The sequence below is a fragment of the Streptomyces sp. NPDC001604 genome (assembly GCF_042893475.1).
Taxonomy (GTDB): domain Bacteria; phylum Actinomycetota; class Actinomycetes; order Streptomycetales; family Streptomycetaceae; genus Streptomyces.
In genome coordinates this window covers 22,403-36,971 of record NZ_JBIAUY010000004.1, presented here as the reverse complement: position 1 = coordinate 36,971, position 14,569 = coordinate 22,403, and the positions used below count along the sequence as shown (strand labels likewise).

Here is a 14,569-nt window from a genome sequence, read left to right as displayed (position 1 = left end):
TTCTCTCAGGCCACGCGGTACTGCTTGTCGCGGGCGTCGGTCAGGAACATCTGGCCGGGTGCATGGGTGATGGCGAAGGGCGGGAGCGAGGCCATCACGGCAGCCTGCGGGGTCACTCCGCAGGCCCAGAACACCGGGATGTCGTCCGGTTCGAGGTCCACCGGGTCGCCGAAGTCGGGGCGGCCGAGATCGTCGATGCCCAGCGCCGCAGGGGTGCCGCAGTGGACGGGGCTGCCGTGCACCGCCGGGAGCAGGCTGCTCTCCCGGATCGCCGCCGCCAGGTGCTGCGGCGGCACCGGGCGCATGGACACCACCAGCGGGCCGTGCAACCGCCCGGCGGGGCGGCACTGACGGCTCGTCACATACATCGGGACGTTGCGGCCCTGCTCGACATGGCGGATCGGCACGCCCGCCTCGGTCAGTGCCCACTCGAAGGTGAAGCTGCAGCCGATCAGGAAGGACACCAGGTCATCGCGCCAGTGCGCCCGGACGTCCGTCGGCTCGTCCACCAACTCGCCGTCCTGCCACACCCGATAGCGTGGCAGATCGGTGCGCAGGTCCGCACCGTCCGCAAGGACCGTCGTGGCGGAGCCTGCGTCCGTGACGTCGAGCACCGGACAGGGCTTGGGGTTGCGCTGGCAGAACAGCAGCATGTCGTACGCCCAGTCGACGGGCACCGAGATCAGGTTGACCTGGGTGTGTCCGGCCGCGACCCCGGCGGTGGGTCCGCTGAGTCCTTCCCGGAAGCGGGCCCGGGCGGCTTTCGGGCTCCACGCGTGCGCGTGCTCGTCGACTGCGGTCACGGGGCGGTCGTCCGTACGGTTCACGCGAGTTCCTTCCCACGGGTCTCCGGGAGTCCCAGCAGCGCCAGCGCCGCGAGGCCGTAGCCGATCGCACCGAACACCAGGGCGCCGCCCACGCCCCAGCTGTCGGCCAGGAAGCCGACGGTCGTGGGGAAGACGGCGCCCACGGCACGCCCGGTGTTGTACGTGAAGCCCTGCCCCGTGCCCCGTACCGCCGTCGGGTACAGCTCGCTCAGGTAGGAGCCGAAGCCGCTGAAGATCGCCGACATGCAGAACCCGAGCGGGAAACCGAGCACCAGGAGCAGGGTGTTGGCGCCGTGCGGGATGTTCGCGTACGCCAGGATGCAGACGGCCGACAGCAGCGCGAACAGCCAGATGTTGCGCCTGCGGCCCAGCCGGTCGGTGAGGTAGCCGCCGGTCAGATAGCCCAGGAAGGCGCCGGAGATCAGGAACGTCAGATAGCCGCCGGTGCCGACCACTGACAGGCCGCGGTCGGTCTTCAGGTACGTCGGCACCCAGGTGGCGAGCGTGTAGTAGCCGCCCTGGACGCCGGTGGACAGGAGCCCGGCGAAGACCGTCGTACGCAGCAGGCCGGGCTTGAAGATCGCGGTGAACGAGCCCTTCTGTGTGCTCTGTTCGCGCACGGCCGCCGCCTCCGGGGCGTCGTGCACCCGGCGGCGCATCCAGATCACCAGCAGCGCGGGCAGCGCTCCGGTCCAGAACATGATGCGCCAGGCCAGATCGTCGCCGGCGAAGGAGAAGACCAGGGTGTACACGATCGCGGCCAGCGCCCAGCCCACGGCCCACGAACTCTGGACGGCGCCGAGGGTACGGCCCCGGTGCCTGGCGCTCGCGTACTCGGCGACGAGGATCGCGCCGACCGCCCACTCGCCGCCGAAACCGAGGCCCTGGAGAGCGCGGAAGACCAGCAGCGTCTCGTAGTTGGGCGCGAAGCCGCAGGCCACGGTGAAGACCGCGTAGGTGATCACGGTGATCATCAGTGCTCGGACCCGGCCGACCCGGTCCGCCACCACGCCCGCGACGGCGCCGCCCACCGCGGAGACCACGAGGGTGACCGTCGTGAACAGGCCCGTCTGGCCGCTGTCCAGGCCGAAGTACGCGGCCAGCGCGACCATGCTCAGGGGCAGCGTGAAGTAGTCGTACGAGTCCAGGGCGTAGCCGCCGAACGCGCCTGCGAAGGCGCGGCGGCCGCGCGGGCCGAGGGCGCGCAGCCAGCCCAACGCGCCGTCGTCGAGGGCGTTTTGGCCGGTTCCGGGCTGTTCGGTCAGGGCCTGGGGTGGAGGGGTCGTACTCATGGGCACCTCGCAGTGGGAGGACGGGGGGTGCTTCAGAAATGAGCCGTGCCGTGCAGGAGGAGCGGTCGGCGCCCGAGGCGAGTGACGGCGCCGTGCGTAGCAAGGTAGAGGATCGTTGAACGATCCTTCAATACCCATGTTGTTTCGTTCTTGTATCTGCGATTGAATTCCGGGCATGGCAGAGCAGCTGACAGGACTGGCCGACGACCGGGCTCTCCTGGGGCGCACCAGCACCGCCGAGCGCGTCTCGGACATCCTCAGGGGCCGTATCGCCGAGGGGTTCTTCCCGCCCGGCACCCGGCTGTCGGAGGACAGCATCGGGGGCGCGCTCGGAGTCTCCCGCAACACACTGCGCGAGGCGTTCCGGCTGCTCACCCATGAACGTCTGCTCGTGCACGAGCTGAACCGGGGCGTCTTCGTCCGGGTGCTGACCGTCGAGGACGTCGAGGACATCTACCGCACCCGGCGCCTCGTCGAGTGCGCCGTCGTCCGCGGGCTCGGCGAGCCGCCGTACGGCCTGGACGCGCTCGCCGAAGTCGTCGCGGAGGGCCGGCGGGCGGCGCGCGAGGGTGACTGGAAAGGCGTGGGTACCGCCAACATCCACTTCCACCGGGAGCTGGTGGCCCTCGCCGGCAGCGCCCGCACCGACGAGCTGATGCGCAGCGTCTTCGCCGAACTGCGCCTGGCCTTCCACATCGTGGACGACCCCAGAGCGCTGCACGAGCCGTACCTGGCCCGCAACCGGCAGATTCTGCAGGCCCTTCAGGCGGGGGACCGGCCGGAGGCCGAGAAGCTGCTGGAGGTCTACCTCGACGACTCGCTCGAGCGGGTGGTGGAGGTGTACCGGCGGCGGGTCGGGGAGGACGGTTAGCGGGGCGCAGGAGTGCCGGGCCCACCGGTGTGGCGACCGTGACGCCTGGTCGCATCTGAGTCGTTTGGGTCGATGTCAGACCGAGGACCTAGTCTGTGCACCGTGACTTCGCCTGCATCGACGGACAGCGTTCCGCCCCAGCTCAGCGCGGGGCCGCGCCCCGCACCGGGCCCGGCCGCCGACGAGGGGCTGGCGCGGCGCCTGCGCGCGCTCGCCTGCACAGCGCCGCTGCACGACCTCGACGCACGCAAGGCCAACCTCGCCGGCGAGTACTCGGTGTACGGCATGGCGGAGGTGGCGCTGGCCGCCATCGACCTGGTCACCCTGAACATGGACTTCGACACAGGCGCCGACCACGACCAGATAGTCGCCCGGCTCATCCCGCGCATCGCCGCCCAGGCCCCGCAGCGGCCCGTCGCCGAGCACGAGCGCGTGGCCCGCTGGGTCCTGGAGAACCTGATCAACGTCGGCAGCGTCGACCGCGGCTTCCGGGCCGTCTACGGCACGTTCACGACCGACGGCAGCTATGTCCGCCGTGACTACGACTTCAAGCTGATCGAGGAGGTGCCGGGCCCGGGCGGCACGGTCTACCTCCGTACGACGGACGAGGCTGTGAACGTCCTGGTCGGTGCCCTGGACACGGACGTCACCAGCGCGCAGATCGCCGCCGAGGTCAAACTGGAGGTCCTGATCAACCGGGGCCGCCTCGCCGACGCCCAGCTCGCCGCCGAACAGGCCCGCTACCGGACGGTGCAGTACTCGGAAACCCTCCGCAGAGCCCTGGACGCGACCAGGCGCAACGTCCGGGCGGTGGACTGGCTCAACTCCGTGCCCGACATGATCGCCGAGGCACTGGACCACGTCGCCGACCGCTACCGGCACGAGAACGCGATCCTCACCAACATCCGCAAGGCCCGTGACGAGACCGAGGACCCCGAGCACAAGCGTCGCGCGGCCGAACTCGTCGACATCGTCAAGGACTGCATCCGCAGGCACACCCAGCTGCAGTCGCGCCTCCTGGAGGCCGGGCCGCTGTTCCGCGCCGAGCAGGACCGGCAGGCGTTCGCGACCCCCATGACGTCGTCCGGGATCGACCTCTACGGGCACCTCGTCGCCCCCGTGCTGCCCTTGCCGCTGGAACAGGCGCTCCGCGTCACGGACGCCTTCTTCGCCCGGGGCACCGGATTTCGTACGCCGGTGTCCGTGCGGGTCGGCGACCTCGTGGACATACTGCTGACGCCGCCGGTGGAGCGCGAGCACCTGGGCGCGGAGATGCCCGAACCGGATCTGATCGCGACACCGGACGACAGCCGGTTCAGCGAGGAGCAGCTGGCCGCGGCGACGGAGCTGCTGGACCTGCCCGCCGATGCACCGCGCCGGTTGTCGGGGCTGTTGGCCGAGGCCCGGAGACAGGACCCCGACCTGCCGTATCTGGTGGCCCTGTTGGCGGTGCACGCGGCCAGCCCGGCGGTCGGTACCGCCTACCGCCAGGGCGAGGAGAAGCTGCTGTTCGCCGTGGACGACGGGACGGAGCTGGACGATCCGGAGTTCGGCGGCGCCGATCTCATCGTCGGCACGGCCCTGCTGGACGCGGCGGGCATGGCGGCGGACCGGACGGAAGCAGCATGAGCGAGCAGGAACGCGACAAGGAGCCCGAGCAGTGAGTGAGCACGTCGAGTGGAGTGAAACGGAGGCCCCGGCCCCGTCGGCGACCGCCGCCGTCACGCCCGCCGACGCCGCCGACGCGGCGCGGCTCGTCGCGTTCGGGCTGCAGCCCAAGCTGCAGCCCGCGCGGGACCAGGAGTACGCCGAGCTGCTGCGCCGCTACCGCGAGGACCCGCCGTTCGCGCGGCTCGCGGATGCCGTGGCCGCCGGCCTGGGGCTGGTGGTGCTGGAGGTGTCCCCGCGCGCGGGGATGGCCGTCACGGCCGCCGAGGACTCGGTGTTCGCCGTCCGCATGGGCGACTACGCGCGTCGTACGTCCGCCGACGGCGGCGACCGCTTCCTGCACGGACTGGCCCATCTCGCCATCGCCGCCATGGCGTTCCCGCGCCCCGAGGACCTCGCCGACGACGGATACATCGGGCGCGTGACGGTCAACGGTGTCGACGCGTTCGTACGGCAGGCCTGCCGCCGGCTGGAGGAGCGTGCCGAGGAACACGGCGACAACACCGACCCGGCCACCGACGCACCCGGCCTCGAGGCCGCGTGGCGGGTCTGGGCGAGACGCAGCGCGGCCGGTGCCACCAAGGACGCGCGCAGGCTCGCCGGTTCGACCACCGGCATCGTCGGCAAGGCGGCCGCCTTCCTCACCGACTCCGGATTCCTGCAGCGCACCGGTGACGACAACGGCGGCACCTACCGGACGACCTCCCGCTACCAGCTCCAGGTGCGCGACATGGCGGGCAGCGCCGCGATGGCCGAGCTGCTGGAGCTGGGCGTCGTCCCGGTGACCGACGGCACCCCGACGCTGCTGCCGCCCGAAGACACCGACGACCTGGAACTGGCGGCCGACGCCGGACTGCCGTTCCACGCGCCGTCGCACTCCTGAACTTCCCCGACCTGCCGAAGACTTACGAGAGTCCGCCATGTACGAGCTGTCCCGGGTCCGCCTCTACTCCATCGGTCCAGCCGGTGCGCGCTACGCCGACACCGTGCTCGACCTGCGGGGCGTGGGCGAGCCGGTGCCCGACCCCGCGCCCACCCAGGCGGAGTTCTTCGAGGAGGAGCCCGTCGGCCCGCCGCGCCGCCCCGCGCCCGCCGGCGTGCTCTTCCTGGAGAACGGCGGCGGCAAATCGGTCCTGCTGAAACTGATCTTCTCGGTGATGCTGCCGGGGCACCGCAACACCCTCGGCGGCGCCAGCTCCGGCGTGCTGCGCAAGTTCCTGCTCGCCGACGACTGCGGGCATGTCGCCCTGGAGTGGCAGCACACGCTGACCGGCGAGTGCGTCGTCGTCGGCAAGGTCAGCGAGTGGCGCGGACGGCAAGTGTCCAACGACCCGCGGAAGTTCGCCGAGGCCTGGTACTCCTTCCGGCCCGGACCCGGGCTGTCCCTGGACAACCTGCCCGTCGCCGAGGCCACCGCCGTACGGCCGGCCGTCGAGGGCCAGTCGGGCGCGCAGGGCCGCCGGCGCACCATGAAGGGCTTCCGGGACGCCCTCACCGAGGCGGGCAAGGCGTATCCGCACCTGGAGGTGCACTGGGAGGAGATCCACGACCGGTGGATCGAACACCTCGGCGACCTCGGCCTCGACCCCGAACTCTTCCGCTACCAGCGGGAGATGAACGCCGACGAGGGCGAGGCGGCCGGCCTCTTCGCGGTCAAGAAGGACTCCGACTTCACCGACCTGCTGCTGCGCGCCGTGACCGACACCCGGGACACCGACGGGCTCGCCGACCTGGTCAGCGGCTTCGGCAACAAGCTGGGCCGCCGGGCCGAGCTGATCGCCGAACGGGATTTCACCGCCGGGTCGGTGGATCTGCTCGGCCGGATCGTCGAGTCCGCAGAGGCCCGGGCACGCGCGCGTGACATCCACACCGCTGCCGAGCGCCGCACCCGCACGCTGGCGCGCCGGCTGTCGGCGCGGGGCGTGCAGGAACGGGTCCGGGCCGCCGACCTCGCCCAGCGCGTCACCGCCGCCGCGTACGCGGTCACGCACTCCGAGGCGGCCCGCGAACGCAGCGCACTGATCGCCGCCGAACTCGCCTACCGGAACGCCTCCTTGGCGCTCGCCGCCGCCGAGAAGTCCGCCGCCGGGCAGAAACGCGAACTCGCCGACGCACGCACCCTGCACTCCGCCTGGCAGGCCGCCGAGACGGTGCTGCGACACCGCGCCGCCGCCGACCGCGTCGCGCGCGTGGCCGCCGCCATCCAGGAGGCCGAACGGGACGCGGCGCCCGCGCTCGCCGCCCGGGCCAAGGCCGCCGTGGATCTCGTACGGGCCCTGCACGCGGCCGCGGAGAGCGCCGAGAGCCTCGCCAACGAGGAGGAGGAGCGGTCCGCCGCGCTGCAGGAGGTCAGCGAGGCCGCCTACCGGGACTCGACCGCCGCCGCCACCGAGGCGCAGCGGGCCCGCAGCGAGATCGGGCATCTGCGCCAGCGCCTCACGGAGGTCGAGCAGGAGACCGCCGAGGCCGTCCGCGCCGGATGGCTCGACGACAGCGCGCCTGACGCCGACCCGGCCCGCGCCGCCCTCGCGGCCAGCGACGCCGAGAAGACGGCGGTCGCCGCCTGGGACACCGCGCGTGAGGCCTCGCACAAGGCGACGGAGCACGCGCGCGAGGCGGCTTCCGCCGAGTCCCGCGCCGAACTGACCGCGGCCCGTGCGGCGGACGCGGCGGCGGCGACGCGGCGGTCGTACGAGGCCGAGCGCCGCATCGCGCAGGCGCTGGCGGCCGAGGAGCGACTGGCGGAGCTGCTGAACCTGTCCGGCAAGGACGCCCGGCCGTCGGCCCCGGAAGCACGCCCGTCGGTCCCGCACCCCCGCCACGAAGCGGACAGCGACGAAGCCGCCCTCACCCCCGAGGAGCTCGACCGCTTCGCCGACGAACTGCGCGAGCTGCTCGACGACTCCGTGTCCTCCGCCGAGCGGCAGCTCTTCGAGCTGCGGACCGCCGCGGCCGACGACGCTCGGATCCTCGGCGCGCTCGGTGACGGCGGGCTGCTGCCGCCCGGGCCGGACGTGCTGGCCACCGTGGAGTTCCTGGGCGAGCACGGCATCCCGGCCCTGCCCGGCTGGCGTTATCTCGCCCAGGCCGTGGACCCCGCCGACCACGCGCGCGTGCTGGCCGCCCGCCCGGAGCTGGTCGACGGCGTGATCATCACCGATCCCGACACCCACGCCCGCGCCCGTGAGGCACTCAGCGAGGCGGCGCTGCTGCCGCGGTCCGCCGTGGCCGTCGGCACGGCCGCCGCCCTGCTCGCCCCCACCCCGGCCGCCGACTCGGGCGACAGCAACGTCTTCCTCGTACCGCCGAACCCCGCCATGCACGACGAGCATGCCGCGGACGAGGAGCGGCAGGCGCTGCGCGCGCGGGCGACCGAGCGGGACGAGGAGATCAGGACGCTCGCCGCACGCCTCGGCAAGGACCGTGAGCTGGCGGCGCGGCTCGCCTCCTGGCGCACCGGCTGCCCGGCGGGCCGGCTCGTCGAACTGGCCCGGGCCGCGCACGACGCGCGGGTGTTCGCCGAGGAGGCCGAGGCTGAGCTGACCGAGGCGCGTGCGGCGCGCGCCGAGGCCGACGAGGTCGCCGCCGAGGCGGCGCAACTGCGGGACGAGCGGCAGGAGGCGGCACAGAAGGCCCGGCGCGCCGCCGACGCCCTCGCCGGGCTCGCCTTCCGACTGCGCGAGCGGGCCGGCTGGCAGGTCAAGCTGCGCGAACTGGCCGACGACGGCGTCGAGGCGGAGGCCCGCGCCCAGGCCTGCCTGGAGCGCGCCCGTGCCGCCGACGAGGACCGCCGCGGCGCCCAGCGCGCCGCCGACGACGCCCGCCGCACCGCACGGGCACTGCGCGCCGAACGCGCGGAGATCGCAGGCGCCCCCGACGACGTACCCGAGGACGAAGCAGCGGCCCCGAAGTCGTCGCTGCCCGCACTCCGCGAGGCCTACCGCACCGCCTCCCAGGTCTACGAGAAGGTCGGCGTCGGTGCCGATCTGCGCGCCGAACAGGCCCGCGCCGAGAGCGACGAGAGCGCGGCCCGCGCCGAGCTGGACCGCCTCAGCAACAAGGTCCGCACCCGCGCGGAGCAACTGCTGGAGTCGCCGGACGGCTCCGACGGGCCGTCCCGGCAGGCGGCCGCCGCCCGGGCCGAGGAGCTGGTGCAGCTCCTGGAGACCCGGATGTCCACCGCGAGCGAGCAACTCGGGCGGCTGCGCGGCGAGGCCGAGCGGCACGCGCCCGAGGACGGCGAGGCGCACACCGAGCTGCCCGAGGAACTGGAGCCGCGCGACGCCGAGCACGCACAGGCGCTGCTGCGCACCGCGACCGCCGAACTCGCCTCCCGCACCGAGGCGTTGAACCAGGCCCGCGAGGCCCACGCAGAGCTCCTGGACGCCCACCGCGCCGCCGAGGACGCGGCCGGCGGCTTCGACGAGATCGCCGCGATGCTCCGCGACCTGCTGCGCGAACATGCCCTGGACGAGGAGCAGGAGGAGCCGGAGCCGTACCCGGGCAGCCTGGAGGAGGCCCGGCAGTCCGCCGCGGAGGCCCGCCGCTCCCTGCGCGGCTGCGCCGCCGACCTGTCGGCCGCCGAGGCCGCCGTACGCGAGGCGAGCGATGTGCTCGTGCGGCACGCCAACTCCACCCGCTACGAGCAGGTCCGCACCCCGGCGCGACAGCAGATCCGTGAGCTGCCCGCCTCGGCGCTGCCCGAGCACGCCCAGAAGTGGGCGGACGCGTTCGCGCCCCGACTGCGCGTCCTGACCGACGAGTTGGCGCAGCTGGAGCGGAACCGGGACTCGATCGTGGACCGGCTGCGGGGACTCGTGGAGTCGGCGCTGGCGACACTGCGGTCCGCCCAGCGGCTGTCCAGGCTGCCGGAGGGCCTGGGGGAGTGGTCCGGGCAGGAGTTCCTGCGGATCCGCTTCGAGGAGCCCGACCAGGCCACGCTCACCGAGCGGCTCGGCGAGGTCATCGACGAGGCCACCCGGGCGGCCGTGAAGAAGAACTCCGACCTGCGACGCGACGGCATGTCCCTGCTGCTGCGGGGCGTGAGCGCGGCGCTCCAGCCCAAGGGCGTCGCCGTCGAGATCCTCAAGCCGGACGCGGTGCTGCGCGCCGAGCGGGTGCCCGTCGGACAGATGGGCGACGTGTTCTCCGGAGGTCAGCTGCTCACCGCGGCCATCGCCCTGTACTGCACGATGGCCGCGCTGCGCTCGAACGACCGGGGCCGCGACAAGCACCGCCACGCGGGCACACTGTTCCTGGACAACCCCATCGGCCGTGCCAACGCGACCTATCTGCTGGAGCTGCAGCGGGCCGTGTCGGACGCGCTGGGTGTCCAACTCCTCTACACCACCGGCCTGTTCGACACGACGGCGCTGGCGGAGTTCCCGCTGGTGATCCGGCTGCGCAACGATGCCGACCTGCGCGCCGGCCTGAAGTACATCAGCGTGGAGGAACACCTCCGCCCCGGACTGCCGCAGCAGCCCCAAGGGGAGGAGGCGGTGCACAGCGAGATCACCGCGACCCGGATGTTCAAACGCCCCGCACCTGCGAACCCGTAGCGGCGGGCGCCCGCGTCACCACTCGGCTCGCTCAGGGGTGCGACAACCGCCCTGCCCCACCCCGCCGCTGTATTCGCTGCTGGGCCCGCTCCGCGGCCCGTGCCTGTCGGCGTGCCCTGCGCCGCTCGCGCCGCAGGGCACGGGCGGTGCTGCTCGGGACCGACACCACGCCATTGCGCTGGTTCCACACCTGACGGGTCACCCAGACGTCGAGCGCAGCCCATGTCGCCGCCACGGTGCTCGCCACACTGCTGAGGACCATGGGGAAGGCCAGCCATGATCCGGCCAGAGTGCACAGGAACGCGACCATCGCCTGGATCAGCGTCACGGCGATGATCAGCACCGCCCGCACCGCGGCCGTACGCACCGGATCGGGCATACGGCGCCGCCGCGCCGGCTCCTCGATCCACAAGGGGCGGTAGTGCGGCTGCTCTTCAGCCGTGCGCCCGGCGGGACCGGTCCCGCCGCCACGCGCCGGAATGTCGTGATCCAGCGCCTCGGGGCTCCGCTGCACCGCCTGGTGCTCCGCATCGCCCGCCGTGGGCGCCTCGTACCGCTCCGCCGTGCCCATCAACGTGTCACTCCCCACCGCCAGCAGACCCCCGTCCGTGTCCGAACACACGGCTCCCCTGTGGCTGCCCGGCTTGCGCTGTTTTACGCCGCCCGGTTGCGGGATGCGGCTCGTGTGGCCGATTCCGCCCCCATTTCCCGAAGAGAAGGACGAACGACGTGCTCCGAAGATTCCCGGGAAACGAAAAATTCTGGCCAACTGACCGCCCACACCGACCGGTTCCGTACGGGCGGTCCCCACGCGAACCCGGGCGGCAATCTCCCGCAATGCCCGGACAACTCCCCATCTCACCGAGCCAGTGCGGAAGTTCAGCCTCCGGACGGGTCTTCGAGTTATCTGTGCGTCGGTAGTAGGCTCGCGCCGTTTGTTGACGCACATGTGTACCCCCGGCCGGAGGGGGTCGAGCTGGGGGAGGCCATGCGCTTTCGCGGGAAGTCGATCCGCCGGAAGATCGTGGCGCTGCTTCTCGTGCCGCTGGTGTCCCTCACCGCGATCTGGGGATTCGCCACGGTACTCACGGGACGGGCGGTCACTCAGCTTTTCCAGGTGTCCACGGCCGTCAAGGACATGGGCTATCCCATCGAGGACACCGTCCGCGTACTCCAGCAGGAACGCCGACAGACCCTCGTCTATCTCGCCGACCCGCGGGCTTCCGACGCGCTCGCCGCGCTTCGCACCACCCGCCGCGCCTCCGACGAGGCCATCGCCAAGGTCCGCAAGAATGCAAACGACCCCGACGTCCGCGACGGACTGAACGCGGGCGACGACGAACGCCTCACCGCCGTCCTGGACGCCTTCAACGGCCTCGACTCCCTGCGCAGCAGCGCCGAGCAGGGCACGGTGACCCGCGCCGAGGCCCTCCACCTCTACAACCGCCTTGTGGACCCCTGCTACGCCTTCCTGGCCGCCCTCGACGCGGTCGACAACGTGGAGATCGACCGGCAGGCCCGCGCGCTGGTCAACATCTCCCGCGCCCGCGAACTCCTCTCCAGGGAGGACGCCCTGCTCGGCTCCTCCCTGGTCGTCGGCACGCTCACCCGGGAGGAGGTCCGCGAGGTCTCCGACCTCGTCGCGCAGCGCACCCAGTTGTACGACATCAGTCTGCCGGTGCTGCCGTCGGCCGAGCGTGCACGCTACGACCGGTTCTGGAAGAACGCAGCCACCGCCCCCCTGCGCTCGGCCGAGCGGTCCGTCATCGACTCCGGCGCCGGTACGCCCCGTTCGGTCAGCGCCAAGAGCTGGGACGCCGACGCGGACAGCGCCCTGAACGCACTCGCCACCCTCGACGACCAGGCCGGCGACCGACTGCAGGACCGGGTGAAACCGGTCGCGATGAACGTCATCCTCAAGGCGGCCGTCGCCGGCGTCCTGGGCCTGGTTGCCGTGGTCCTCTCGCTGGTGGTCTCGGCGCGCATCGGCCGCACTCTCATCCGCGACCTCCGTCAACTGCGCCTGGAGGCCCACGAGGCGTCCGGTGTGCGGCTGCCGAGCGTCATGCGTCGCCTGTCCGCGGGCGAACAGGTCGACGTGGAGACCGAGGTTCCCCGCCTGGAGTACGACAAGAACGAGATCGGCGAGGTCGGTCAGGCCCTCAACACCCTGCAGCGTGCCGCCGTCGAGGCCGCCGTCAAACAGGCCGAACTGCGCGCCGGCGTCTCCGAGGTGTTCGTCAACCTCGCTCGCCGCAGCCAGGTTCTGCTGCACAAGCAGCTCACCCTGCTGGACACCATGGAACGCCGGACCGAGGACACCGACGAGCTCGCCGACCTGTTCCGCCTCGACCATCTGACCACCCGTATGCGACGGCACGCCGAGGGCCTCGTGATCCTCTCCGGCGCCGCCCCCTCCCGGCAGTGGCGCAAGCCCGTCCAGCTCATGGACGTCGTCCGGGCCGCCGTCGCCGAGGTCGAGGACTACGAACGCATCGAGGTCCGCCGCCTGCCGCGGATCGCCGTCACCGGTCCGGCCGTCGCCGACCTCACCCATCTCGTGGCGGAACTCCTGGAGAACGCCACGGTGTTCTCTCCACCGCACACGGCCGTGCAGGTCCTGGGCGAACGGGTCGCCAACGGCTTCACCCTGGAGATCCACGACCGCGGCCTCGGCATGACGGCCGACGCCCTTCTGGACGCCAACCTCCGGCTCGCCGAGACACCGGAGTTCGAACTGTCCGACACCGACCGCCTCGGACTGTTCGTGGTCAGCCGGCTCGCCCAGCGGCAGAACGTCCGAGTCTCCCTGCAGCCGTCCCCGTACGGCGGCACCACCGCGGTGCTGTTCGTCCCCGACGCGCTGCTGACGGACGACGTCCCGGACACCAACGGCATCGGCTTCCGTCTCGACCGGCCCCACCACTCGAAGGAGGCCGAGCTGGAGGACCGGCCGGGCAACGCGCTCTCCCGGACGTCGGCACAGCTTCCCGGTCTGCCCGCCGGGCTCCTTGACGGCCCGGTCGAACTGGAGGCACCGGTCGACCTCGACGCCATCGAGGACTTCCCCGGCGCGCTCGACGACGAGGACAGCGAACGCGGCGGGCTCTTCCGCCCGCGCCGCTCCCTCGGGCTCGCACAGGACGAGACCACCGGCGGCTCGCTCCACGGCGAGCCCGAGCCCCGCGAACCGGCCCGCGGCGACGCCGACGACGACATGGGTGCGCCCGTCCCGCTGCCCCGCCGCCGCACGCCCAAGTTGGTCAGCTCGCACGGACGCCCGGTCACCGAGCAGCGGCCGTGGCGAGAGGACCCTGCCGACGAGCCGCCGACGGGTTCCGGACGCTCCGAGCCGGAAGCCCCCGCGCCATTGCCCTCCCGCCGCCGGGCCGAACAGCCGCCGACCGGGCGGGGCCCGGGCCGGTCCGGCGAGGAGTCCGCGCCTCCGCTGCCGACCCGCCGGCGCGGTGCCTCACCGCTGCGCCCGGGCACCGGTGGGGCCGACCGGCCTGCCGAGCGCCCCGCATCCGCGAAGTCCGAGCCAGGGGGCCGCGGCGGGAGCCCGCAGCCCCCCACCCTCCCCATGCACAGCCGCCCCAGAGCGATCACACCGGGCGGCCGGGACACCGTCGGCCCGCGCCCCGGCGCCGCACCGCAGGAGCCAGGCCCCGGCGCCGGCCCCCTGCCCCGGCGCGTACGGCAGGCCAACCTGGCTCCACAGCTCAAGCAGAGTGCCCAGCGGCGCACGGAGGACGGCCCGGAGCTCGTCGAGCGGGACGCCGACGAGGTACGCAGCCGTATGGCCTCGCTCCAGCGCGGCTGGCAGCGCGGCCGTGACGAGAACGCCGCGGGCGACGACGCCCACAGCGGCACAGCACCACAACGAACGACAAAGGGGGACGGTCGATGACCGCACCGAAGGCGAGCGGCCACACCGACACCGGCAAGACCGGGGAGCTCAACTGGCTCCTGGACGACCTGGTGGACCGGGTGGCGAGCATCCGCAAAGCCCTCGTGCTCTCCGGCGACGGCCTGCCGACCGGCGTGTCCAAGGACCTGACCCGGGAGGACAGCGAGCACCTCGCCGCCGTCGCCTCCGGATTCCACAGCCTGGCCAAGGGTGTGGGCCGGCACTTCGAGGCCGGCAACGTCCGGCAGACCGTCGTCGAGCTGGACGACGCCTTTCTCTTCGTGACGGCCGCCGGCGACGGCAGCTGCCTGGCCGTCCTCTCGGACGCCGACTCGGACGTCGGCCAGGTCGCCTATGAGATGACGCTCCTCGTCAAGAGGGTCGGTGTGCATCTGGGGGCCGCTCCGCGCACCGATCTGCCCGCAGGCGGGTAGTGGGATGTC

Annotated in this window: 9 protein-coding genes; 6 read left to right on the top strand and 3 right to left on the bottom strand. The window is 72.7% G+C overall.

The window, feature by feature from the left end; all coding sequences use genetic code 11:
• Positions 1 to 5 precede the first annotated feature (5 nt).
• Both ACFY1E_RS13215 and ACFY1E_RS13210 read right to left on the bottom strand, forming a co-directional pair.
• On the bottom strand, positions 6 to 827 hold the full coding sequence (locus ACFY1E_RS13215) for a putative hydro-lyase (RefSeq protein ID WP_389074982.1): 822 nt from the start codon (positions 825 to 827) through the stop codon (positions 6 to 8).
• Positions 824 to 2,119 carry an MFS transporter gene (locus ACFY1E_RS13210; protein ID WP_389074979.1) on the bottom strand — a complete coding sequence of 432 codons (1,296 nt, stop codon included), beginning with the start codon at positions 2,117 to 2,119 and terminating at the stop codon, positions 824 to 826. Before ACFY1E_RS13210 ends, ACFY1E_RS13215 begins: the two co-directional genes overlap by 4 nt.
• Positions 2,120 to 2,294: 175 nt before the next feature.
• Here ACFY1E_RS13210 and ACFY1E_RS13205 point away from each other — a divergent pair, with 175 nt between their 5' ends.
• The 4 genes from ACFY1E_RS13205 to ACFY1E_RS13190 all read left to right on the top strand — a co-directional run bounded on the left by ACFY1E_RS13205 (position 2,295) and on the right by ACFY1E_RS13190 (position 10,216).
• A complete protein-coding gene (locus ACFY1E_RS13205) occupies positions 2,295 to 2,990 on the top strand; it encodes a GntR family transcriptional regulator (RefSeq protein ID WP_389074977.1) in 696 nt (231 codons plus the stop codon).
• A 102-nt stretch (positions 2,991 to 3,092) separates the two neighbouring features.
• Positions 3,093 to 4,619, top strand: coding sequence for a hypothetical protein (locus tag ACFY1E_RS13200; protein WP_389074974.1), 1,527 nt, complete (start codon positions 3,093 to 3,095; stop codon positions 4,617 to 4,619).
• A gap of 31 nt (positions 4,620 to 4,650) precedes the next feature.
• On the top strand, positions 4,651 to 5,541 hold the full coding sequence (locus ACFY1E_RS13195) for a hypothetical protein (protein ID WP_389074972.1): 891 nt from the start codon (positions 4,651 to 4,653) through the stop codon (positions 5,539 to 5,541).
• 37 nt (positions 5,542 to 5,578) lie between these two features.
• Positions 5,579 to 10,216, top strand: coding sequence for a hypothetical protein (locus ACFY1E_RS13190; RefSeq protein WP_389074970.1), 4,638 nt, complete (start codon positions 5,579 to 5,581; stop codon positions 10,214 to 10,216).
• A 31-nt stretch (positions 10,217 to 10,247) separates the two neighbouring features.
• Here ACFY1E_RS13190 and ACFY1E_RS13185 read toward each other — a convergent pair whose 3' ends face one another.
• The gene (locus tag ACFY1E_RS13185) at positions 10,248 to 10,787 is read right to left on the bottom strand and encodes a hypothetical protein (RefSeq protein WP_389076002.1); all 540 of its coding nucleotides are present in this window, start codon (positions 10,785 to 10,787) and stop codon (positions 10,248 to 10,250) included.
• Positions 10,788 to 11,204: 417 nt separating this feature from the next.
• Between ACFY1E_RS13185 and ACFY1E_RS13180 the strand changes: the two genes are divergently transcribed.
• Entirely contained in the window at positions 11,205 to 14,126 is a 2,922-nt protein-coding gene (locus tag ACFY1E_RS13180; protein WP_389074968.1) for a nitrate- and nitrite sensing domain-containing protein, read from the top strand.
• On the top strand, positions 14,123 to 14,560 hold the full coding sequence (locus ACFY1E_RS13175) for a roadblock/LC7 domain-containing protein (protein WP_365835428.1): 438 nt from the start codon (positions 14,123 to 14,125) through the stop codon (positions 14,558 to 14,560). Before ACFY1E_RS13180 ends, ACFY1E_RS13175 begins: the two co-directional genes overlap by 4 nt.
• Positions 14,561 to 14,569 lie beyond the last annotated feature (9 nt).

What these genes read in the sequence shown, in the direction of transcription:
- ACFY1E_RS13210 (WP_389074979.1), bottom strand. Translation starts at nt 2,119, where the DNA reads ATGAGTACGACCCCTCCACCCCAGGCCCTGACCGAACAGCCCGGAACC.
- ACFY1E_RS13205 (WP_389074977.1), top strand. Translation starts at nt 2,295, where the DNA reads ATGGCAGAGCAGCTGACAGGACTGGCCGACGACCGGGCTCTCCTGGGG.
- ACFY1E_RS13190 (WP_389074970.1), top strand. Translation starts at nt 5,579, where the DNA reads ATGTACGAGCTGTCCCGGGTCCGCCTCTACTCCATCGGTCCAGCCGGT.
- ACFY1E_RS13185 (WP_389076002.1), bottom strand. Translation starts at nt 10,787, where the DNA reads ATGGGCACGGCGGAGCGGTACGAGGCGCCCACGGCGGGCGATGCGGAG.
- ACFY1E_RS13180 (WP_389074968.1), top strand. Translation starts at nt 11,205, where the DNA reads ATGCGCTTTCGCGGGAAGTCGATCCGCCGGAAGATCGTGGCGCTGCTT.
- ACFY1E_RS13175 (WP_365835428.1), top strand. Translation starts at nt 14,123, where the DNA reads ATGACCGCACCGAAGGCGAGCGGCCACACCGACACCGGCAAGACCGGG.